Source organism: Chitinophaga sp. 22308 (assembly GCF_052045305.1).
Taxonomy (GTDB): domain Bacteria; phylum Bacteroidota; class Bacteroidia; order Chitinophagales; family Chitinophagaceae; genus Chitinophaga; species Chitinophaga varians_A.
Map to the genome: position 1 here is coordinate 424835 of NZ_JBQEOP010000006.1, position 24610 is coordinate 449444.

15 protein-coding genes are annotated in these 24610 nt (G+C 44.9%); all 15 read right to left on the bottom strand.

Annotation, left to right across the window (positions count from 1 at the left end):
• Positions 1-14: 14 nt before the first annotated feature.
• On the bottom strand, positions 15-851 hold the full coding sequence (locus ACTJJS_RS25505; protein WP_440666073.1) for a hypothetical protein: 837 nt from the start codon (positions 849-851) through the stop codon (positions 15-17).
• 229 nt (positions 852-1080) lie between these two features.
• Entirely contained in the window at positions 1081-4353 is a 3273-nt protein-coding gene (locus ACTJJS_RS25510; RefSeq protein WP_440666075.1) for a hypothetical protein, read from the bottom strand.
• Between the two features lie 626 nt (positions 4354-4979).
• Entirely contained in the window at positions 4980-5438 is a 459-nt protein-coding gene (locus tag ACTJJS_RS25515; protein ID WP_168874604.1) for a MaoC family dehydratase, read from the bottom strand.
• A gap of 278 nt (positions 5439-5716) precedes the next feature.
• Positions 5717-7138, bottom strand: a complete 1422-nt coding sequence (locus ACTJJS_RS25520; protein ID WP_440666077.1) for a condensation domain-containing protein — start codon at positions 7136-7138, stop codon at positions 5717-5719.
• A gap of 61 nt (positions 7139-7199) precedes the next feature.
• Positions 7200-8219 carry a glycosyltransferase gene (locus tag ACTJJS_RS25525; protein WP_440666079.1) on the bottom strand — a complete coding sequence of 340 codons (1020 nt, stop codon included), beginning with the start codon at positions 8217-8219 and terminating at the stop codon, positions 7200-7202.
• Positions 8220-8231: 12 nt separating this feature from the next.
• A complete protein-coding gene (locus ACTJJS_RS25530) occupies positions 8232-8912 on the bottom strand; it encodes a glycosyltransferase family 32 protein (RefSeq protein WP_440666081.1) in 681 nt (226 codons plus the stop codon).
• Between the two features lie 12 nt (positions 8913-8924).
• Complete coding sequence (locus tag ACTJJS_RS25535) at positions 8925-10109, bottom strand: glycosyltransferase family 2 protein (protein ID WP_440666083.1); 1185 nt, start codon at positions 10107-10109, stop codon at positions 8925-8927.
• A gap of 11 nt (positions 10110-10120) precedes the next feature.
• Positions 10121-10894, bottom strand: coding sequence for a glycosyltransferase family 2 protein (locus ACTJJS_RS25540; RefSeq protein ID WP_440666085.1), 774 nt, complete (start codon positions 10892-10894; stop codon positions 10121-10123).
• Complete coding sequence (locus ACTJJS_RS25545; RefSeq protein ID WP_440666086.1) at positions 10891-11586, bottom strand: glycosyltransferase family 32 protein; 696 nt, start codon at positions 11584-11586, stop codon at positions 10891-10893. Before ACTJJS_RS25545 ends, ACTJJS_RS25540 begins: the two co-directional genes overlap by 4 nt.
• Positions 11587-11754: 168 nt before the next feature.
• Positions 11755-13023 (bottom strand): DUF1028 domain-containing protein, encoded by a 1269-nt coding sequence (locus ACTJJS_RS25550; protein WP_440666087.1) that lies wholly within the window; start codon positions 13021-13023, stop codon positions 11755-11757.
• Between the two features lie 37 nt (positions 13024-13060).
• Positions 13061-14563, bottom strand: a complete 1503-nt coding sequence (locus ACTJJS_RS25555) for an alpha/beta hydrolase-fold protein (protein ID WP_440666089.1) — start codon at positions 14561-14563, stop codon at positions 13061-13063.
• A gap of 14 nt (positions 14564-14577) precedes the next feature.
• Positions 14578-16395: a non-ribosomal peptide synthetase gene (locus ACTJJS_RS25560; RefSeq protein WP_440666091.1), complete on the bottom strand. Its 1818-nt coding sequence runs from the start codon at positions 16393-16395 to the stop codon at positions 14578-14580.
• An 18-nt stretch (positions 16396-16413) separates the two neighbouring features.
• Positions 16414-18033 (bottom strand): ATP-binding cassette domain-containing protein, encoded by a 1620-nt coding sequence (locus ACTJJS_RS25565; protein ID WP_440666092.1) that lies wholly within the window; start codon positions 18031-18033, stop codon positions 16414-16416.
• 66 nt (positions 18034-18099) lie between these two features.
• Positions 18100-21345 (bottom strand): amino acid adenylation domain-containing protein, encoded by a 3246-nt coding sequence (locus ACTJJS_RS25570; RefSeq protein WP_440666094.1) that lies wholly within the window; start codon positions 21343-21345, stop codon positions 18100-18102.
• Positions 21346-21366: 21 nt separating this feature from the next.
• The gene (locus tag ACTJJS_RS25575) at positions 21367-24603 is read right to left on the bottom strand and encodes an amino acid adenylation domain-containing protein (RefSeq protein ID WP_440666096.1); all 3237 of its coding nucleotides are present in this window, start codon (positions 24601-24603) and stop codon (positions 21367-21369) included.
• Between the last annotated feature and the right edge of the window lie 7 nt (positions 24604-24610).

A 24610-nucleotide genomic window follows, 5' to 3' on the forward strand; every position in this document is an offset into this window, starting at 1 on the left:
GTGCTACCAATTATTTAGAACAGGCTGCCTTGTATCACTGCCGGCGGTACAGTAGGCTGGAACAGGCCAACAATGGTAAAAGGTTGTTTGCTGCTGGCATGTACCTGCTGCGCAGTGCCGAGGAAAAAATGCAGATCGCTGTTCCGGGCATATTCATACAGATATTTTTTTCTTATCTCACGGACAGCTTTCTGCTCGCTCTGAGGAGTGGCGTTCTTTTTCACCATTTTCCAGTACAACGATGCCAGCTGCCAGTCTTCCACAGGCAGCGTCATCTCCTGGTTTTTGATGTCAATGAACCGGTAGGAAAATTTATACGGCAGTTTCTTCATCACAGCAAACGAATCTTCAGGCTGTTCGGACACTTTTCCTCGTTCTTTCTCTTCCAGCAGTTTCTCCACACGCTTCGGGTCCCATTCCCGGTCAGTCTCTTCCACCACAAAATCAATTATCCGCATTGGCTTAAATACTACCAGGGAAGTATAGAACGCTTCATGCTTCGCTTCCACGATCAGGGTAGACATGTCCTTGTATACATTTCTCAGCACCACTGCCTTCCGCTCGCTCCAGTGATCTTCTGTACCGATGTGCCCTGTTACTTTTACCGGGGCGTCTGCGGTGGCCGGACTGAAACTTTCCAGCCTGAAGTCCCTGGTATTACGTACCAGATCGAGCTCCACCCAGTCGTAGAGCTGATATTGTTCGTCGTAAGTTTTTTTGGAAAAAGGAATGGGGTATATTCTGATAAAGCTGCCATCTCTTCTGAAACCAGCTATACTAACCTGTTCGTCATAATGCGAAGATACGATGGGGTAACTTTTAACAGTGATCAAAACTTCTGTCACGGGCATGCTCGAATATTTTATTAAATATCAAATCCGGTATTTTCCGGCATTCACCATTCCGCGAAAATAAGGTTAATCACTGAAAATCAGTGTCTTCAGAGGAAAAAATAAACCTATTCCCTCATTGGCGGTACGTTGTCAACCCCAAACTCTTCCGAACAAGTATGGTTGAATAAATAACCCGGGAGCAGCCGCCCCCGGGTCATCAAGTCATCTGACTTTCTACAAAACCAAACTACTTTGTTATGTCCACGCTATACTGATAGTCGAATTGCTTCAGGATTTTTCCCTCCTGGTCTTTAATAAGCTTCAGACGGCCAAACGAATCATACTCGTAGTAGGTAATACGGCCATTTTCGGAAACTATGCTTGTTTGACCAACCAATGGCAGGTAAGTATAAATACCCATCAATGATGTACTCAAGGATGAATGTGTCCTGACCTTTCCCAATTCGGTATGCAAAGCTTGCATACTGGCCGGGTTTTGAATGATGTTATCATTCAACAGGGCCCGGACAGCTGAATAATTATTATTCATGATCCTGGCTACAGGGTACAGGTTATTATATCCCCAGATATACACCTCATGAATATTGTTGCTGCCAGCCTGTTCCAGGATATTTCCAAACTTATCGTAGCCAAAAACTTCAAAGCGGTTTTCAGTATTACTATTCCCAAGCTTAAAGTTCACTTTTTTGAGCGCAACCAACTCATTGAGTGCTCCCCAAAGGCCATATTCAAAATGATCCCTTTTAACAAACAGATTATCGCGATACTCCTCCTGCTCAATCAGCCTCTCAACCATATTTCTGCTAACCAGTGTATCAATAGCGTTGGATTCAGGCTGTTGGATATTTGCTATCTGAGCTTTGTCCTGCGGATACCGGTAGATAGTCTTTATAGTTCTCCCCTTACTATCAGCTGATTCAACCGCTGTTGCCAACATATGGGATGGATTTCCATAACTATAGGTTGACACGTTGACAATGCTGTCTCCATTATCGGAAAATTGTTTCGTTGTAGAGGACAGTACTTTTTTAACGCCTGAAATAACAGGATATTCAAAATAATTAAAGAAATCGTTAATCCTCAACAGATCAGGGTTTACTGTTGAACAACCTTTTATAGAGTGGTTTCCGGGCGTAATTTTAGCCCGGACTTTCAGTCCGTAAATGGTATCGAACAAAAACAGCCCGTAGGTATTGCTGTTTTCGCCGATCAGTTTATACGTAGTGTCTTTCACCCGCTTATAAATGCTCTCTGACAATAGATTACCATTTTTCCATTCCGCGCTGACCAGCAATTGTGGCTCCGGATAATTTCCTTCTATTTTATCATCAAATTCGAAGTCGTATTTGTAGACTGTTTTACCGTTGTCGCCATTGGCCGAGGTTTCATATTTGGTTACCACAGGGTAGGAAATGGTGTTGCCTCCCATATCCGAATAACTGTATAACGGTCTGCTGTAGATATCCTTTTTTGTCGTCACAAACATACCCGTTTCCCCCGTACCATACTTTATACAGTAGGAGTAACGCTGTTCATAAGCCCATTTATTGAACAGGTAATCAAAAAACCTGATTTTCCCGAACCCTGACTCATTCTCACCATATTTAAACCTTTCACTTTTCGCCAGTTTATTATCTGCTGTATATGAACTGATGCTTTCAATCCTGAGCCCCGCGCCGTTTTGTACTACCGGTACAAGTATGGTACCTCTGCCCGGCCAGGAAAGTGTCATTGACACAGTGAGCTCACCGGGAGTGCTACCAGTAGGATCGGGCGCAATGCTGGTGGTTAACCGGTACCTGTCTCCTGCCTGCAAGGCCACCCGGAAAGTACGGGACACCGGTTCCCCCGGGAAAGTGGTATATCGCAGCCAGGTACCTTTCGTGAGGTTTTCAAAGATGGCATATGGCTGCGTTTCATTACTCCATACCGGTATAGAAAGGCGCATTTCCGCAGGGGCCGGATCATTTTCGGGAATAGTGACGTCTGCAACAAACTCGGTCACACGGGACGGATCATTAGGAGGGTCGTCCGGTTTGGCTGCCACAAAGTAACTGCCACCCGGCTTCGGCTTCGATTCAACGATTTGTATCCTGTTGGGTTCATAGTTAAAATCCGTATATCCGCCAGTGGGATAATATATCCTTTTAAGCATCCCAGCCGTCATAGCATCAGCATTGGGCGTCCTGTTTGCAGGCTTACTAATGCTTGAATAGGAGATATTGTTGCCGTCAGGATCAAAACCGATCAATTCTGATTTGGGAATACTTGTAACCACGCCATCCACTACATAATATTGCTTTCCTGTAATGTCCAAAGGCATTAAGTGCTCATTATAGACGCTTCCGTTGCTGTACCCCCACCAATCAATTCCGCAGTTTTTTCTGGGAGGCAGCTTAGCCTGTTCTTCATATACCAGCCGGTGTTTGACCGGATTGTCATTGGGGCCTCCCAGCTCACTTACTTCCGTTAGCTTCAGCCTGTATTTATCTGTCGTATAGGCGTAAGGGTTGAGGCCCTGATCAGAGAAAAAGTGATCATGTGCCAGCGCAAACTTCTTCACCGGAACTGCGTCGTTTTCTACAATTATCGAATCCAGGGTATAAAATCCGGCGTCTTTACGAACACCATATGACATTGCAAATCTCACCTTTCCTCCGGGGAACTTAATGGACTTGAGATAGATATCCTCAAATTCACTATAGTTGGTAGTCTGAACAGGATATGCAATGCGGCTAATAGAAACAGGCATCGACGAGCTGGGCACAATGCCCAACGGCAAGTGAAAATCAATACTCTCCCGTCTTCCCGGGTTTGAACTGATATAATCCAAAGAAATAGTATCCGCTTTGTTATTAAGAATGATTTTCGTCAGGTACCAGCTGGTATAGGGAAAGTATCTGGCAGAGCTATTTTCTGACCAGGTCCTTGTTGAGCCCCGCATCTCAAACCAATAGGTATTTCCTTCTGCATCCACCACAGAAAACACGCCATTGTTAAAATTAATTTTCAGGTTGCTTTTGGGCAGCAGCCTGATTTTCTTGTCCGGTCCAAACACAAACTTACCAGTTTGTCCCAGGAAGTTAAAATAGAACAGGTCTGGCTGCGTATCCAGGTTCCCTTCCACTGCGTCTCCCAGCTTATTAAAGTCGCTGTCCCGGTACTGATTCTCCCGTTTTATAGGATTATAAAACAAGCCGTATGAATCATCGTCCGGCACTCCCATGACGCTTCTCGTAATAGCGCCGCCGGCGTTCAGGTTCCACCCCAACCCAACACAACTGGCATAATCATCTACCTTAATCCCGGACGCGTGGTAGTTCAGCGAGATCGGCAGATTAAAATTCCTCACATTGATGTTATATATGGGAATAGAGATCTGGGGGAGCCCGGTAAAAAAACTAACAGGGTACAATGCATATCTGGTAATAGAAGCCGCCTCGGGCGCCGGTTTGATCAATTTCGGAAGCTCCACGCCGGCCGATTGACCTGTTGACATAAAGGGGGTTATTAAACAAAAATACAAAAGGATAAAACCATACTTAAACTTCATAGTAATATATTGGATAACTAAACATTTCTCGTTGGGCAATTTCGAAATATTGGGTATACCGGAACCGGTCGGGTGATGGGTCGGGAAAACAAGATAGCCGGCAGATCACTCATCTGTCATCCAATTATAATGAATAATGTTAACAACCAATCAGTACAGGGACACATGTTACAATACATCAAAATCTGCGCAAAAGGTAGTATTTTTTTTCAGAAAAAGCACCTTCATAAAGTAGCCTTCAACAAAATATAACATACGCTATAGCGATGGCTGTATGGGCTTATCTACTATTGTTTCGATGTTCCAGAACTTATGGGATTCTCGTCCTGATGAATAAACCTGGCTTTCATTAATTTTTTGTTCGGGCTATAAACAATCAGGGATTATGGGGGATTAAAATATTAAACAATAATGACTTCTATTTTCTCAAAGGCGAGGGGCTGTCCCAAATTATCTTTGAGACAGCCCCTCGCCCTTAATATCGTTTACAGTTGTTAGGTAACCACAGCGCCTAAACGAAAAACAGACCTGCTGTTATGCTGTGTTGGTATTTGTTTAACTTTCTTCCGGCATCAAATAAAATGGTACAGGAAAACTACGTTGCCGGTATAGGCCGGTTTCTGCTGACCTTTAATATTAAGCGTGGCCTCGATCACCACTTTGGTAACGCCTCTTAAATTCACTATCTCATTGAGTTTGGCTTTAAGCTGCACTTCGCTGTCCACCAGAACAGGCTGTCCAAATTTAAAACTCTCTATGCCATAGTTTATTTCCATCTTAATATTGCGCACATCTGCAATCTGCTTCCAGAGATAGGGTATCAATGCCAGTGTTAAATAGCCATGAGCAATGGTGGCATGGAAGGGGCCTTCCTGCTTCGCTCTTTCTGCATCTGTATGAATCCATTGATGGTCCAGCGTTGCATCGGCAAATTTATTAATCTGTTCCTGGTCTATTGTATGCCAGTTGGAAACACCTAACTCTTTGCCAAGATGCGCCTTGTACTCTTCGAAATTGTTGATTATCAGCATGTTATGTAAATTGCATTCAAATAGGGCCTGACAGATTGTTTTATTAATGATATCAAGCCTTTAATAAAGGGAGTAAAAATATTCAAAAAAACGTTCAAAATGAATGTTTTGGTAAAAATTTTCAGGGCATAGACAGTAGACGTATAGTTTCATCACCGGAATAAGAAACTGTTTACTATGCTATCCGTCAATACATCATATTTGGTCTGCCAGGCGTATAAAATAAAAAGGCCCTCTCCCGAGAGCCCTTCTTCCAGTTAGTTTCTCTATGCGGAGCGTTACAACTCAGGAAGAGACCGATTAGCGGTTTTACTATACGCGCATGCTTCCCCCAGTGTTTTATCGCCGTTAAATGCAATAAAATCCAGTACATCGTCATAACACTGTATCATATCATCGATCAATTCGTCCTCAAACAACAATTTATTATATTTCCACTTAAAATGCAGGCCATCCGTATATTCGGTAATCATGAAATCCAAAGGGTAAAAAATACCCGGTATTTCATAATGCTCTTCACTTTCTTCTTTATCAGGGGCCAGCCTGTCTTTTTCCTGCTGATAATTAATGTATATGTCAGTGCTCACATGCAGCTTCACGGCATCAAGGTGTAAGTATTCGTGACTGGGTATAATATTCCTGCAATTAGCAAATACATCGCGGAACGTTTCACTGATAAAATCATTAATAGTACAATGTCCGGCTATCTCCCGGGGAAAATAAACCCCGCCAAGAAGACAGCCAATCAAAAGCTGGTTTTCCTGTGTAAATCTGTCAGCTATCAATGCTGCCAACAGTATCCTCTGTTTATCGGTATAGCAAAACAGGAATATATACAAGCTTGCGTATACGATAGAAGATATTGTACAATGATTAGCACCTGCCAACATCTTCATATTTGTAAAGCGCTCTCCGGATACGGTACTGTTGCGAGCAAGGGCTTTAGGATGCCGGTATGTCCGGAGTAAGTCATCTATGCTCATATTCTCCAGGCCGGCTTCTGTCCGCAACAATTTTTCATTCCCTCTTTGAAGGTATCCCTCGTAAAAATTGTTGATGTTAAACAAACTGTCGTAACCCGACACCCTGTTTTTCCAAAATCGCTCCAATGCATCCCTGCTTCCACGAAGCCATTCATTCTGTTTCCGGCAGTAATCCCTAAGCTGGAAACTTAATGGTGCTATGTCCGGTTCCATCCCGGATGCATAAAACTGATAAAGCAAGCGCAGCTCCCGCCCGATAAGTTCTATAGACCATCCATCACAAATGATATGATGTATGAGCATATAAAACCGATAACCATCGGATGTTTCCTTAAACACAAAGAACTTTACAAGCGGGCCATTTTGTATATCCGAAAAAATACGTCCGGCTCTTTTAAAACATTCTTCTTTGACCGCCGGGGAAAACACGTCAGACGTCCCCACAGCTATATATTCTACCGCAAATCGTTGTTCGTCGTAATCCACCACGGCCTGTTTCACCTCGTCATCAATCAGTGGAAATACTGTCCTTAAACTTTCATGTCTCTTCACAAAAAAGGAAATGGTTTTTCCAACTGCCTCCCTATGTAATTCGTCCATGTCTATCCTAATGGTAACATAATCCGGTATAGCATCAGGAGCGGCCGTCTGAAGGTGTTTCAGGTATGCCTGCTGTCCAATCGAAGGTTCGGTAATGATAGTCGGAATAAGACTCATAGTCTCTCTATTATTTCGTTATTGAATTATTTATAAACCGGGGTTGCTCGTGTAACCTTCCTTACAATGTTCTGAACAAGTCAATGATCTCACTGGCGATATCTTCATTCTTCCAGTGGTTCTTTATCCATTCCGCTCCCTGCGCGGCTTTATTCAGAAAATGCCCATGACGCCGGTAGACATCTTCAATAGCATCTCTGATATCATCTGTTTCGATATTGTCCCAACTACCGTGAACGACGCCATTGAAATCAGCAGGAATTTTTCCCGATGTTTTGATCCGCTTATAAAAACCCGTTTCTATCAGGTCCCGATGCACAGGAATATCCGAAATAATGGCAGGTATCCCCAAATACAAACTCTCTCTTGGTGTATATGACCAGCCTTCTCCGCTGGAAGGGAAAACATAAGCCGACAAATGACTATACCAATCGGAGACCTCCTGCGGAGTAAGTTTGCCCGTTGTCCAGTGTACCATCTTGTCCATTTTCATTTCTTCAAAAGGCGTGGGATCCAGCCAGTCGTAAAACGTAGCTACATGCACATACAATTGTAATTCCGGGATCATTGTCTGCTGTAGTTGTTTACATGCTTCATATAATTTTATCAGGTTCTTCCGGCTGACGGGAATACCCAAAAAACCAATATTAAAAGATGTATGCTTTACCTTTCCGTCCTCCTGTCTCGTATACCGCTGATAGCCGTTATGTAGCACGCTGACGGGTATACGAATGCCAGACGCAATAAACACTTCTTTAATAGCGGCATGCGCCACAATGCAATGCTGATAGTGATTGATCGTTCTTACCCATTCTTCCGGCAGTTGATCGGATTCAAACGTGGTAAAAATAACGTTTTTATTCAGGGGTGATATCTTGTGCTGATAAAGCGGTCCTATCCCGCATACCAGCACCTTCGCTCCACAAACAGCGGCCGTATCTTCCACTATTCTACCGATATCCTTCACGGAGTTAAACAATCCGGAGAGACCATCATAAGCCGATTCGTGGGCACTATAGGTTTCCAGTACCAATATTTCGTCCTGCAATTTCATTGGTTGCAAATCTTGCGTATTCATCATTAAAGCGGATATTTAAATAGTTACAGGAGCTGCCTCCCAGCGCCACGACCCCATATGCAGATGTACCGCATATGTTCCAAAATGACAGGATGCAGGCCCGCATGATTTCCAGCAGGCTTCTTTTTCATTTTGCAACAAGGTAATATCATCATACCGGGCTTCACTTTCGTGGTATACATTTGTTAGCAATCCCGGGCCGGTTGTTTCCAGTACATCTGATTCCGATTTTATGGCCACCTTTGCCCGCTTCCCGGCTTCCGCAAGAAAATCCAGCCAAAATGGGTGCCTGGGCTTGCTGCCAAACATATAATTGGCAATCCTGGTAGGATAAATATGATGAAGCTTACAGGATTCCAACGGAGACAGTTTTTTTTCCACACCCAATACGAGATTGTGGCTGCAAAGGTCGTCCAGGCTTTTAAAACACAGTATGTCCATGTCCAGGTAAAAGCCTCCATACAAATAAACCAGCATTACTCTGAGTATGTCAGTCCTTTGCACCGGGGCCTGGTAGTTCTGGTAACAATATTCCCAATCGGGGAAATGCGTTCTTACCAGGGTGAGCGCCGCCACGTCGTCCCAGATGGTTATCTGCCACAACGGATGCAATGCGCGCATCCTGTTTATATAAGGAACACATATCTGCGGTGGCTGCTGCGTAGCGCCGATCAGATGAATAATATGGGGAATCATAATGGACCGTGGTTAATCGAGTTCAACATTTCCCTGTCTTGGTATTTTATTCCATTTATACAAACTTCCTTTTGTCCACCTTAAAAAGATGCACACGTAGGAAAACAGGACCAGGTGTCTGAAAATTTTCTGCATAAAGATCAGCTGCAGGGGATTGAAGCGCTGCTTTTCCGATACCAGGATAAAGCCTGTGATAAAGGTTTCCACTGCCATGCAGATCAGATAGACTGGCAGGAGTTCATGGTGCCCCAAAAGGAAATAACCGGCGAGAAAAAAATAGTCCGCCAGCGGGACCAAAAAAGGGAGGATAATCCTAAAACACCAGGTATACGGCAAAACGATAAAAGCTAATGCCTTGTTGGGATGCCTGGTCAGCTGGCCTGCGTATCGCAGCAGTCCCTGCACTAATCCTACCGTCCATCTTACCCGTTGTTTAAAAAACATATTGACAGTATCAGGCGCTTCTGTAAACGAAATAGCTTCTGCGGCATTTTTGATCACGTAATTTGCGCACAACATTCTCAGGGTAATATCACAGTCTTCTGCCAGCGCCTTTGATGTAAAGCCATCCAGGCTCTTTACGACCTCGCGGCGAAAGGCACCCAACGCGCCCGGCACCACCAGTATGCCATTCACATCTTCAAATACCGACCGCTCAAAGTTCTGCAGAGTGATGTATTCGACAAACTGCATGTGTGTGAGTAAATTAACCTTATTTCCCACCCTTATATATCCCGAAACAGCAGCCACTTTTTTATCCTGAAAACAAGGCAATATAATATCCATGATATCAGCCCGCACCAATGTGTCCGCGTCTACACAGACAATAATATCGCTTTCCGATAAATTCATTGCCCTGTTTAAGGCCGCTGATTTGCCGGCATTGTTTTGACGTACAATCCGCACCCTGGGATGATCACCAAAGTGCTGACAGGCGACCTGATAGCTATCGTCAGATGATCCGTCGTCTACCACTATAATGTTGCAGCCCGGATAATCAATGTTCAGCAGGTTCTCAATCGTTTTCACAACCACCCGTTCCTCGTTGTACATCGGCAGCAGAACATCTACAGACAGTATCTCATTCTCCATCTGTTGCAAAGGCTTTTCAGGCCGGACCTTCCTGGTGAGCAACAGGACAAACCAGATCAGTATTTTCAGGCAATATATACCCAGTAACAAATCCCAAAACCACATATAGTTTAGTTTTAACCGAGTATTCTTTTATCTATATATTCACTTTGCAGTATTTTATCAAGTAATAAAGAACCTGCGTAAACAGTATAGTTACCATCCAGAATATCTGCAATGCACTGCGAATGATCGTATGACAAAGCCGTACTGCATTCAAAAATATAGCTCCAGTGATCAAAATTCCATGTGTTGCCGCCATGATATATGTAGATATACAAGCCCGGCACACCATTCATAGGATGAAGGCATTTTTGTGACACCAGGTAGTCAATCGTAGCACTGTCTTCACCAATGGTCTTATCTTCATAAGGCATCAGCTGAAGGACCGATTTCCGGCACAACACACTTCCCTCCCACATCCGCTTGTTGGAAATGTAAGCCTGCCTATCAATGGCATCAAATACCAGCCACCGGGTCATTACCGCTCCTTCGCGGTCATGATTTACCGCGGCATTGTACTGTTCAGCCAGGCGGTCCTTATGGTACCAGTCATCATCATCCCATTGGCAAATAAATTCTCCTTTGGAGGTATGTATGCCTATGTTCCTTAGTTCCCCCAGCGTGGTTTTGGGAAACGATTTTATTCTCACAAGCTGAATATCATCTCTGGAGATTATTGCGGCTTCATTGACCAGTTCATCCGTAGCGGCATCGTCGTCTTCATAGACAATGACCAGTTCCTTTTCCGGATAGGACTGCGCAGTAAAACAAGCTATTACTTTTTTCAGCATCTGCGGTTTATTCCTTGTCACGCAGACACAGCTTATAACGGGTATCTTAATACTCATACGAGATTTTTTTTCCACCAGGTACCGGCATAGTGATGAATTCCATACGCACGTTCTAATTTTTGCTGTATGGCTTGATTTTGCTGTGTTCCGTTCCAGTCCTCCAACTCGTCTTTGGTCAGCGGGTAGATAAGATCGGCGTCAAGCAGGAGAATATCTTCTTTTCTCTTATAGTCATTGTACAGGCGGGACAGCATAAAGGGACCGGTTACCTCCAACACCTTGTTATTGGGATGGTCCGTCAGCTGTCTGTCGGCTTCCAGCTCTTTACATAATGCGCCCAAAAAATGAAAACCCGGCACTGTCCCCATAAATGCGTTACTGATAATAACATCCTTCTGATGAATGAGGCAGTGCTCCAAAGGTTCCTTCCCGAATACACACGAAGTATTGCTTACAAGGGGTTCTATATTGGCAAGGCATTCGAAATCGAGGTCAATGAAAAAGCCGCCGTATTTGTAGAGCACAAAGTACCTGACGGCATCCACACGTTGAATATTAGTGGGGTAGTTATCATAAATTGATAAAAAGAAAGAGAAATGTTCTTTAATAAAATTCCGGTTCATTTCATCAGTCCAGAAAACATGTTCCCAGCCGCGGTGTTTGTCTTTCCAGGTTTGAGACATACGCTCAAACTCTTCCGGAATATCGCGATTCTTCCATGTTTGATGAAGGACACGTGGTATTCTCATAATAAATGATATTATTGGTTTAACATTCAAGGAGATATCCCTCTCTTGTACAGAGAAAAACAAAAGAGAAATAAAAAGTGGAATAAAGTGGCTTAAAAAGCGTATCGCGCATCGTTCCTGGCGAAGATGTCTACGCTGTAAGGGGTATTGAAGATTTTATGATCAGGGTTATTCTTTATGGCTGAATTCTTTCGCCAGCATCCTTCTTGCATCACCGTTTTCCGGGTCGATTTTGATGGCGCGGCGCAGGCTCTCCCAGGCATCTGGTCTGTTTCCGTTTGCCAACATTGCTTTAGCCAGCAGATACTGTAAGTGGGAGGATGTGGGATACTTCGTTGTCATTTGTTTTGCCAATGCCAGCGCAGCGGTATTTTTCCCCATATTCAGTTCCTGCTGAATAGCAGCTGCCCAGTCTTTTACTGAGAATGCTGATTCATTCAATAATTTCCGGAAGGAATCATGTTTCTCCAGATAATAGAAAGCGGACAGGTTTTCCTTCCAGCCTTCCTGATGCTGTAAAGCATCCTGAATGATCTGTATGGCTTTTTCCTCTTCTCCGGTCATAATAAAGGCAGTCGCCAGTTTGCCGTACATACCGAACCATCCTTTCAAAAGTGCAGTTGCCTGCGATAGCAACTGTTTTCCGGTGTCTGTTTTACCGCATTGTATAGCTGCAACGGACCTGTTTAATATAATACGTCCCTCGTGGTAGTTCAGCAAAGTCTGCAGGCTGCTGACAGGATCAACGTCATTATCCACCCTCAAATCAATCCGGTTGTTCCAGGAGGTATTCATTCCGTCTACCCTGAGCGCTGCCGATTGTTTTCCTGAGAGTTGTCCCCCCGCAGCCTGTCCGGCGCTCAATGCAGCCAATAATCTTTGTGCAAAGGACCCGGCAGTCTTTTCATATCCGTCCGCCATTCTCACCAGCACACTATCTGCCAGCTGGTTCCCCATTACCACATATCCTGGTCCTGTTCTGTGTCCTGCGTATCCTTTCCAATAAGACAATGCATGACCGGTATATCCGAAGGTCCGGCCGTTTCTGTCTACAATTCCCAATTGACGGTAATCCGGCATGGAGTCTGTCTGTATGGTGTATTGAGCGGCTTGCGCCGGGGAATGGCCATGTTTCAGGTTTTTGAGCGCATTGATACCATATACGGGCTCCGTTTCTGCAATGACGGCTGCCGCCCCCACGCCTGGTTCTATATAGACGGTTGAATTACCGACATATATGTTATTGGTTGCCACTGCTACGCCCCATTTCTGCGTCGCCTTATCGTATGCCACAATGGCAAATGTGCTGTTGATATCACGTCCGGATAACAGGCTTGGAAGATTCTGTGCGCTGACAACAGTTGATAACATCAATATTATTACAGCAATATGTCCTCTTAACAGCAGAAATCCCAGGTATCTGTTCATATGAAACATGACAATAGTTTGCCCTAAAATAAGCAATACTATTTAATTAACGACCATTTACACCGGCCTTATGCCGTTCCCAGGCACTGTAGCTGTCATTTAAATACTGTGTAGCGTCATGCAGTAATTTTTCATTTGAAGTCACGGTGAAATGATCTCCGGAATAAAACCCAAGCCTGATCTTTATTTTATTTTCACGAATTGTTTTTTGAAAAAGGCGGTTAGCCCCCTGCAATAAGAAATTATCTTGTTCCCCTACACTAATGAACACTTTGTCAGCTATTTTCCCGGCCAGGTCTTTCCAATGCGTTTCTATATAATAAGACAAATCGAACCGTCTCCATTTGTCTGCCACCACCGGGTCAACTGCCCCAGTCCGGGGGTCCCATAACTGCTGGCAGTTGCCGGATGTATCTTTCCCGGAGAAAACAGCGTTAAAAGAATTAAACTGTTCTCCTGGCACCAGGCGCTCCCAATCAGCCCTTGTTTTAACATATGCAATGGGGATCTCACCGCCGATCAGCGCACTGGGGCGAAGGTTACCATTCTTATCATAGAAAACGTTTGCCCCGGCTTCATATATATTAATGCCTGAAAAATCACGAAAATCGTAGCTATCCGGAGAACTTGCCCAACATTGCTGGAAAAAATCGGGGTACATCACCTGCAAATAAAGAGCAGACCATCCGCCGCTGCTATGGCCGTGCACATACCTATAGCCATTGCAATGATATTTCTGCTCTATTTCCGGAATCAGTTCCCTAACCAGCGCATCTCCCCAGGGACCGTTATTATCGCTGTTTGCATATGCGGTGTGACCGTTTGAACAGCTACCATCCAGGAATAAAAAAATAAACTTCGGATCATTGGTGAATGCTCCGGCCGCTTCATCACTGCCATTAAAGCGCAGAAAGGAGCTGCCAAACCCCGCTATGTAAATATAAACCGGTAACCGCGCCGACGGGTGCTTCAATAAGGTGTCCGGCAGTACCAATGCCCCATTGATGAAAATATCCTTGCCGTGAAACCGGCTCAGCACATCTGAACGGAACCTGATGCGCCTGGTATGCGTTGTCTCCCTGAACTCTTTCTCCCTTACCAGTTTGTCACATACCAGCGAATACGTTGTGTCGGTATTGTCATCAAACAATAATTGCACCGGTGGCGAATATACGTTGCCCACCCTGTCAGCCAATGTCCTTTCTATGCCAAATTCGCAGCTTCTATCAAATATTGCCTGGACAAAATAACGGCCTCTCTCCAGTTTTTTAAAAGGTACCGGATAACTGCTTTGAGCCCCCAGGTCCAGTAAAAGCGCGCTATCAGGGGATAAGTTGCTAATGTCCGTTACAGTGGTGGCCACCGGCAATGGGAAGTTAATACTGTTCAGCGGTTCATTGTCTGTTTTTGACATGAAAACATATAGTTTTCCGCTGATTTTCTCCTTCACTACCGTTGAAGGAAACTTTACAAGCAGCTGTTGCGCCTTTACCACCATTGCTCCCATCAGCAGGATAGCGGATATCATTACCCTGAAATATCTTATCATAAAATAACCTTCGCTTATGTGAGTATTTCTTTTTTCACCGCCTGTTTTATCAGTAACGCCAGTTCGCTGATCTTTGGATGCTCAAAAAAGTCACTGAGCGATAACGTAGTATCAAATTCACGGCATAAAGCAGACACAATTTTAAAGGCCGCTATGCTATGGCCACCCAGATCAAAGAAAGAATAGTCGCGTCCCACTTTTTCCAATCCCAACACTTCACTCCAGATCGCCTCAATCCTTCTCTCCTCCTCATCAACGGGCGGTTCATATACTCTATGCTGATACAACAGGGCCTCCGGGCGGGGCAACGCCCTTCTGTCTATTTTGCCGTTCAGCATCAATGGAAACGTTTCCAAATGGAGGAAGAAAGCCGGGACCATATAATCCGGCAGATTTTCCTGCAAGTGGTTACGTAATGTTATATCTGGTATGGCTGTCGCCGCCGTATAATACAGAATAAGTGAGATTTCCCGGCTTTTGTCTGTATGAGGCATGACCAACACCTCCCTGATACCGGGGAAGCGCTGCAGGTGTTTTTCTATCTCAAACAATTCAACCCTGTTTCCTCTGATTTTGACCTGTCTGTCTTCTCTGCCTACAAAAACAAGTAGCCCGTCTTTCTGTATTTTTCCGAGATCACCCGTTTTGTACAGGATATCCTCATACTCATTATGACCGGGATGCTGAATGAAACGTTCATTCGTCTGCGCCTCGTCCTTAAAATATCCTTTACTTCTAAAGGGCGTTCGTATATATATTTCCCCGATAGCGCCAGGGCGGCAACTTTGTCCGTCCTGCAACACCAAAACGGAAGTATTGGAGATAGCCTGCCCCAGCGGTATAATTTCATTGCTATCCTCTTCAATATGGCCAATGCGGTGGAAAACCTTGGCAAGCGTCGTTTCAGAAGGGCCATACAGGTTGACAAGCACGGAACTGTCACCGGCAACATTTCTCCAGTTCACAACATCTCTGTAGTACAATGCCTCCCCAGCCAGCAATATATAAGCCGGCAGTGTTCCCTTCACCGGGGCTTTGGCGAGGATGCCGGTAAAGACCCTGAATAGGGAAGGTACGGTATGCATCAACGTTATTCCTGCTTCACATATCCAGGCCAGTAGTTGAGCCGGATCTTTCTTCACGTCGGCCGGGGGAATGCATAATGTACCTCCGGCGAGAAGCGGGACAAAAATATCCCTGAAGCTCACATCAAAAGAGAGAGGGGCCAGCTGGCAACATCTGACGGAGTCCTTTAGTCCGAACTCTTTCACCTCCCAATGGACAAAGTGGCTCAAACTTTTGTGCATCCCCGCTATCACCTTGGGTTTACCGGTTGATCCGGAAGTATAAATCAGGTAATTACCATCCTCACCTGTCAGCTCAACATCGTTGTCCGGGAATACCGGTGAAGCCAGGACCGCTGCCGTATCTTCCATCAGCAGCAACCGGGGGGGTACCGCTGCATCAGCCAGCAGGTTGTCAAGGCAGGATTTATGAGACTGGTCAGTGATGACATAACGGGGCGCCACTGTCTGTAATAAATCCTTCAGACGTGCCGGGGGATACTTCACCTCCAAAGGCATAAATACCGCGCCGGCCTTATTTACACCTAATATAGCAGCTACATATTCAATACTGCTGTCAAGGAATACGCCTACCACGTCGCCTTTTTCTATTGCTAAGGCTGACAACGTGGAAGCTACTTTATCAGTCATGACCTTCAGTTCCCCGTAACTTACTTTTCTATCCTTCTCCTCTATGGCGATGTTATTGCTGTTATCTGTACAATGGTTATCGATAATACGATGCAGTATCAATTTATTATTACTCATATCCAGTATTTAACACAGTTAGTTATTCAATACCAAATCTATTTCCGTAGTGGATGAAATATTTCCATAATCAAATTTCACGACCGTATCCGCATATTTGAAATAGGCATCATCGTGTGTAATGGCGACAACGGTTTTCCCGTCTTTTATCAATCCAGGCAGAAACTTCCTGTAGAAGTATGACCGAAACTCCGGGTCCTGTTCAGCTGCCCACTCGTCCAGGATCAATATGGATTTGGCTTCCAGCAGGGAATATATCATTGCCAGCCTCTTTTGCTGCCCCTTTGACAGGTTTTTATCAGCCATTCCTTTTTTTGCATCCAGCCGCAGCACGCTATCCAGCTGCATAATTTCGCTCAGGTGTTTGAAGGGAGCATGTTTTTCATCAATCGTAAAGTCGTAGTAGTTCTCATTAAACAGGTAAGGTATGGTAAAAATTACCGAAAGATGGTCCCGGTAATGAGGCTCCTCGCTGGATATCTCCGACCCGTCAGCCATACATAAAAAGACCCTGCCGGACTCCGGTTTGTACAAGCCGGTAATCAAATTTACGAAGGTACTTTTACCGCTGCCATTCCCTCCCGTTACAAACATCAGCTTTCCTTTCTCAATATCCAGGTTCAGGGGGCCTAATGAAAATGCAGCATTTCCATCCTCATCTGTATAATTGTATCTTACGTCTTCAAACCTGATCCGCTCCGCCGGATGAATAGTAGTTGCCGGCTTAGCAGGCACTTCTTCTTTATCCAGTTCGGTGTTCATTTGCTGTTCAAATCTATTCAGTCTGGACACCGCCACTTTCACCCTGGTGATGGTAGGTACCAGTGTTACCAGCACCGCCACCGGGCCAATCAGGTACAATATAGTAGATATAAACGCCAGCAACTGTACATTTCTGAACCCTATCAGCGTTGGCAGGCCAAATATCACCACTCCCAGCACTATGTACCAGCTGTACTTTCCTGTCAATTCATTGCTCATATAACGAATGGCAATACCGGTGGCTAATTTCTTCCCTTCTCTCCTGTTAGGGAAGAAGTGATTATCAAATAACTTATTGGTTTTCCCTGCGCTCATCCGCAATTCTTTGTAGCCATGCAGCAGATCATTGAGATAGATAAAATATTTATCTTGTAAGTCTCTGAGTGCGTTGATATCCCGTTCCGCCTGTTTGTTACGATAGAGATACACCACCAGTAAAACAGCCATGATCAAAAGAATCATCCCCCCTCCTATCACGGAAGTCCAGAAGAGATATCCCAGGCAGCAAACAACGATGACCACAGCATTGAAGGTATTCATCAATACCTCCGGAACATCCGCCAGTTCCCTGGCATCCCCCATTGCAGTAAATACTTTTTCGTTACCCAGCTTTTCAAAACGCTCATACGAGGATAATTTTAATTTGGTCAATATTTTCAGCTCCATTTCAAACCGAAGGTCATTGGTCAGGCGAATGATATATCGCTGAAACAAGTTGCTGCTCATGATAGAAACGAACAATATACCGGCATAGACCACCGCAGGCGCTTTTGCTAAAATTGGTGGCAACGCTTCTCCGTTAACGGCAATGTTAATAAAAAGCAATAATCCCAGGTTAAGAATAGAGTCTGAAAGACCCAGGAAAACAAGGGACACATAAAAATATCTGGATTTTTCCCGCAAGAGACTCAGAATACCCATTTGAAGTACGTTAATTGATAATTAAAACTGTTCGTCAATAATATCCACGTTATTCCGCCGTAGTATGGTACCGCCATTTTCTGACAAACGGTAACTAAGTTCGCTCAGTGTCAATGTATGCAGGGCTTCCCTGCAAATTTCCACGATCGATCTTAAGTCATTTTCCATGGCTGCTATTGTAGCCGGCAGAAACAGCGAGGTATCAAACTCAATGTTGACCAGTATTTCATTTAAATCAGACACAAAGAAAGAGAGGTCTAGTTTGCTGATATTGTCTTCGATGGGTATTCCCTGCAGGCCGGTCAACTGTTCCAGTTTTTCAAAATCGCTGTGGCTGCCATTCAGATCAGCATTATTCATTACGACCAGTACGTCATAGAACGGGTTTCTGTCTTCCTTCCCGGTAACGATCAAATCCTCCACCAGTTTATCATATGGATAGTCCTGATGATCAAATGCATCCAACACCCGTTGTTTTACGTTTTCAATAAAGGCTGACAGGTGATCACTACCCCTTAAATCAATTTTCAGCACCAGATAATTCAGATAAAACCCTATCTGGTTTTCCAGTTCATGATGATTTCTTCCTGAGATCGGCGTTCCTGTAACAATTGTCTGTTGACCACTATAATGATATAACAACATGTTTATAACACTTTGCAGGACTACAAACAGGCTCGTATCAAATTCTCTTGCCAGCGTACGCAAATAATCAGAAGACTCCCTGCTCAGGCTGAACCTATGTTTACTCCCTGTATAACTACGTTTTGCCGGGCGCGGAAAATCATACGGCAGGTTAATTTCGGGCAATTCCTGTTCTAATTCAGCATACCAGTATTGCTTAAGGGTATCCATTTTATTAGCCAGCATTGCCTGCTGCCAGGCAACATAATCCTTATAATGTATCCTTAACGGAGGTAAAGGATCTTCCAACCCCTGGCTAAATGCCTCATACAAAACGGCCAACTCTTTTACCAACACCCCCACAGACCAGCCATCGCTGATGATATGATGCATGTTAATCAACAGCAAATACTTTCCACCCGGAAAATGCACGATGCCGATAGTAGCCAGCGGTCCGCTTTCCAGGTTAAACACGCGCTCTGTCATTGCCCTGATGGAGGAAGCTGTCACCTCACTCTCCGTTCCGTCCGTGATAACAGTTTCCATTATATCAACTATACTGCCCGGATGGATATGCTGGCGCAGGTCCCCATTGGCAAAAGAGAACGTGGTGCGGAGCGACTCATGCCGTTCCGTAATTTTCTTCAGTGCCCGTTTTAAAGCAGGGATATCGGTATTACTATTAAGACATGCGGCTAACGACATGTTATACAATGTCTTTTGTTCTATCTTTTTATCCAGTATCAGCAAACGCTTCTGTGCATAAGAAACCGGGTAATACTCTCTGCCAGGTATAGCGGCGATAATTTCACTTTTAAATACGGTTTCCTTTCCTGCCAGTACTTTTGCCAATCCGGCCACAGTGTTATTTTCGAAGAACTCTTTCAGCCCGATGTCCTTTTGTAAGGTACGGGACAGTATGGAGGTTATCCTGGTTGCGATAAGGCTATGCCCCCCCAATTCAAAAAAGGTATTGGACCTCCCTACTTTCTTCAGGCCCAACAGTTCACTCCAGATGGCGGCTATTGCTGTTTCCAGGTCACCTATTGGCGGTTCATATGTAAGCTGGCTGTAAAGCAGTTCTTCCGGCTTGGGTAATGCCTTTTTGTTTATTTTCCCGTTCAGGTTAAGCGGGAAACTATCCAACCGGACGAAATAAGACGGGATCATGTAATCGGGCAATTGTTGTTTCAGAAACTCCTGTATTGCCCGATGGGTGATATTTTCCCTGGAAATAAAATAGCAACAGAGGCTAAGTTCATGTGTGTCCGACGTTACTGTTGTCACCACATTATGCTCAACACCAGGAAAGCCGGCGACATTTTGTTCTACTTCGGCAATCTCTACCCGGTTACCCCTAATCTTCACCTGTGTGTCTGACCGTCCTACGAAGGCGATGCTTTTATCCGGCAGGTATTTGCCCAGATCCCCCGTTTTATATACAATATCTTCAAATTCCTGCTGCAGTGGATTCTGTATAAATTTATCCGCTGTCATAACAGGGTCTTTGTAATATCCTTTGCTCCGGAAAGGTGTTTTAATAAGTATCTCGCCCGTGTCGCCCACGTTACACAGCCTGCCGTTATTGACAATGGCAACGGTGGTATTAGGTAACGGTATGCCAAGGGGCACAACGCTGTCCGGGTGTATTTCTTCCTGTGGTATTCTATAAAACAACTTCGCCAGCGTGGTTTCAGAAGGACCGTAAAGGTTAACCAATGTAACTCCTGCTCCTGCCAACCTTCTCCAGACGGTCACATCTTTTCCATACAACGGTTCTCCTGCTGTCAACACATATTTCAGCGAGGTGAACGGGAAGGAAGTAACGGCCTCCTGCTGCAATTCCTTCATCAACAACCTCAATACCGACGGAACAATATGCAGTACTGACAATTTGCTGTCCCTTATCCAGGCAATGAATTTTTTCACATCCTGCTGAATGCCATCTGGCGGTATAAACAGGGTGCCGCCGGCCAGTAGTGGCACATAGATGTCCCGAAGGCTCACATCAAAGGAAAGAGGAGCAATCAGACCCGTCCTGGTATCCTTATCAAGACCAAACTCCTTTACTTCCCAGTGTATAAAATGGCTCAGTGACTTATGCATACCTTCTATCACTTTGGGCGTCCCTGTAGATCCGGAGGTATACATGAGATAACAGCTGTCGTCTCCTGTCACCACTTCCTCTGCCGGCAGATCAATAACAACTTGCCTTGGCATAAATTCATCAACAAACAGATCATATCGTTCATTCATCAGTAAAGTACCAGTCCCGTAACGGGCGGAAGAATGATACTGGTGTTTCTCCAGCTGGTCCTGCGGAACAATGATAAACCGGGGAGTGACCACTTTCATGATCTGCATCATTCGTTCAGCAGGATACCCGGGTTCTACCGGCATAAAAACGCCTCCGGCTTTGCTGACACCCAGCATTGTGATGATATAATCGTGGCTTTTAGGCACCATCAGGGCTACCACATCTCCCTTTTTCAAGCCGGTCTTTTTTAGCTGCTGCGCCAGATGGTTGGCATATTCCATCAATGCACCATAAGTAACCGACATATCATTCCAGCGAACCGCGATCTGCGAGGACCTGTCGCGCGCATATTCCTCTAAAACTGTATAAAGTACTCGTTTATCCACAGCATAGGTTTTATGAGAACATTAAAAATCTTCATTAAGCAGTTGCTGGTTCTTTTCAAGCATTTCTGCCTCCAACGCGCCGGACAGCTGTTCTATCACATCTTCCACAGGACGGGCAATATCTTTTACGACCATTTCTATCAGTAGTAACAAGTCACTATTGAGTTTAGTAATGGTCTGTTTGTGGAAAATGTCCGTCCGGTATTCTGTATTTACTGAGATATTGTCGCTTTCGTTTATGAAGAAGGTAAGATCTGTTTTACTGACAGCATCGAAAACTGGTATCCATTCCAGGCCCAGGATTTTTTCCAGTTCTTTTATATCAGCATCGGCAGCGTTCAGTCCCTGGTTATTCATCACCACCAACACATCATACAGTGGGTTTCTTCCAAGTTCAATAGCTCCTCCTGTAATTTCCGCAGCCAGTTTTTCAAATGGATATAGTTGATACTGGTAGCTTTCGTATGTATCATTTTTGATTTTCTGCATCAGCGCAGCAAAGGTACTGTCAGTGCCTATCCGGGTCCTTAATGCCAGGTAATTGAGGTACAGGCCCACCTGGTCCTGCAGCTCCGGATGTGCCCTGCCGGCAACAGGGGTACCTATCACGATATCATTTTGTCCGGAAATTTTCATGAGCAGTAGTTTTACAACTGCCTCAAAGAAGATGAACAAACTGGCCTCCTGTTGTGTGCAAATATTCCTGATCTTACCGGACAGGTCTGTACCCAGTTCAAACTGAATGGTATCTCCTTCATACTTCCGCACTTCCGGCCGGGGCAAGTCAAGCGGAAGATACAATTCCGGCAGTGTGTTCCCCAGTTTCTCGTGCCAGTATTGACGTTTGTTATCATCCTTCTTCAATTTTTCCCACAACCAGTTTGAATAGTCTTTGTACTGGACATTCAGATTGGGGGCAAGCAACGGCGTACCCGCTGCCAACGCGCTGTACGCGGTAAGGAAATCCTTTGTCAATACCTGCATGGACCAGCCGTCACAAATAATATGATGGATGGTAAACTGCAGGAGGTACTGCTTATCGGCAAAATGGACCAACCTTACGTGCCAAAGCAAATCTTTTTCCAGGTCGAAACGCCGTTTCATTTCATCCTGTATGTAGGTGTGGGCGGTTTGCGGGGAAAACGATGTCTGGCCTGCTACAACATGCTCCACTGCCATCTCTTTCCAATCGTGGACCTGTTGCTGCAGATGCCCTTCTATATCAACAAAAGTCGTCCTTAATATCTCATGTTTTTGCAGCAATGCGTTAAAGGCCCCCTGCAAGGCAGTCTCATTTATTGCACCTGAAAGTTTAAATGCGGCCGACATATTGTAAGCGGAAAAATCATCCGTCAGTTGTTCAACAAGGTAAATTCTTTGTTGAGCGGGTGTAGCCTGATAGTATTCTCGTTTCCCGACCGGCCTTATGGGCTGCAGCAGATCAGCGTCCGCATGTTGGATCAGCACCGCCAGTTTACTAACCGTATTATGCTCAAAAAAATCCTTCAGGCTTATTTGCTTATGTAATTTCTGATGTATTCCGGCAACAATTTTTGTTGCGGTAAGGCTATGACCTCCCAGTTGAAAGAACGAGTGATTCACGCCTATTTTAGCGATTCCCAACACACTACTCCAAATATCAGCAATCGCTTTTTCCAGTTCGTTTTCCGGCGGATCAAACCCCTGTTGGAGATACAGCATATCCTCCGGTTTCGGTAATGCCTTTTTATCAATTTTCCCGTTCAGATTAAGCGGAAATGCGTCCAGTTTAACGAAATAAGACGGGTGCATATATGCGGGCAAATTCCTGTCTAAGTATCGTTTTAGCTCCGCCTGATCAATATCACCATTATCACAGGTATAGTAACAACATAGTATTGTACCTGTATCTTCCTGTTCTATTGACACAACCTCCGTATGCTTTATCCCGGTAAAGCCGGCTATTGTTTGCATCACTTCAGACAGCTCTACGCGGTTTCCCCGGATTTTGACCTGTGAGTCTATCCTGCCAACATAAGTAATGCTTTTGTCGGCCAGGTACTTTCCCAGATCGCCTGTCTTATACAAGATATCCTCATAATCCTGGTGTAGCGGATTTTGGATAAAGCTGGCGGCAGTCAGTGCAGGATCTCCCCAATACCCCTTGCTCCGGAATGGCGTTTTTATATATATTTCACCTATCTCGCCAATATTACAAAGTTGGCCACTCTGAATGATAGCGATGGCGGTGTTGCTGATAGGCTGCCCCAGGGGTACGATTTCTCCTGCATTAGCCGGCACCTCCCTGATCCTGTTGTATATCTTGGCCAGGGTTGTTTCACTGGGACCATACAAATTAACCAGCTGCACCTCTTTCCCTGCTGCGTCGTACCATTCTTTCACATCTTTGCCATATAGCGGCTCGCCTGCCAGCAATATGTATTTCAATGAGGTGGAAACCGGTTTGCCAGATGCGCGGATAACCGCCGTCAATTCTCTAAAATAAGACGGCACTATATGCACCAGGGTCACCGAGTGGTCAATCAGCCATTCCAGCAACTTCCGCGGATCTCTTTTAACAGTAGCGTCCGGGATTACAATCGTTCCACCGGCCAGCAGGGGAACGAAAATATCCCTGAAGCTCACATCAAACGAAACAGGAGCAAACTGGCAGCATCTTACCTCAGGTCCCAGATTAAATGTCTCCACTTCCCAATGGACAAAGTGGCTGAGGCTTTTATGCACCCCCTCTATGATCTTTGGTGTTCCGGTTGACCCTGAAGTATAGATCAGATAGTTGCTTTCATTCCCGTCCAGTTCCGGCAAACGGACATCCCGGTGATCCACTGCCTGTCTGTTACATTGAAGACCTGCTTCTGTACCATCGTCGTCCCAGATAAGACCGGGAACATCCTCATTACCCATTATGCCGGACAGTTTACCTTTAAGCGCAGATGTAGTAATAACAAAAGCAGGTTTTACCGTAAGTAACAGTTGCCTGAGCCTGGCAGGCGGATAATCCACTTCAAGCGGCATAAAAATCGCTCCTGCCTTGTTTACACCTATAATACCGGCAATATATTTAAAGGATGACGGCAGGTATACTGCCACAATATCCCCCGTTTTAACAGAGAGGGCGGCCAGGCTTTTCCCTACCATATCAGTGGCGTCGGACAAATCCCCATACGTAAACATACCATCCGTTGACTCCACAGCAATACGCTCCGGATGGCGGGCAGCCCAATCGTCTATCAATGTTGATAAGACCCGTTTGTTCATAGTTACC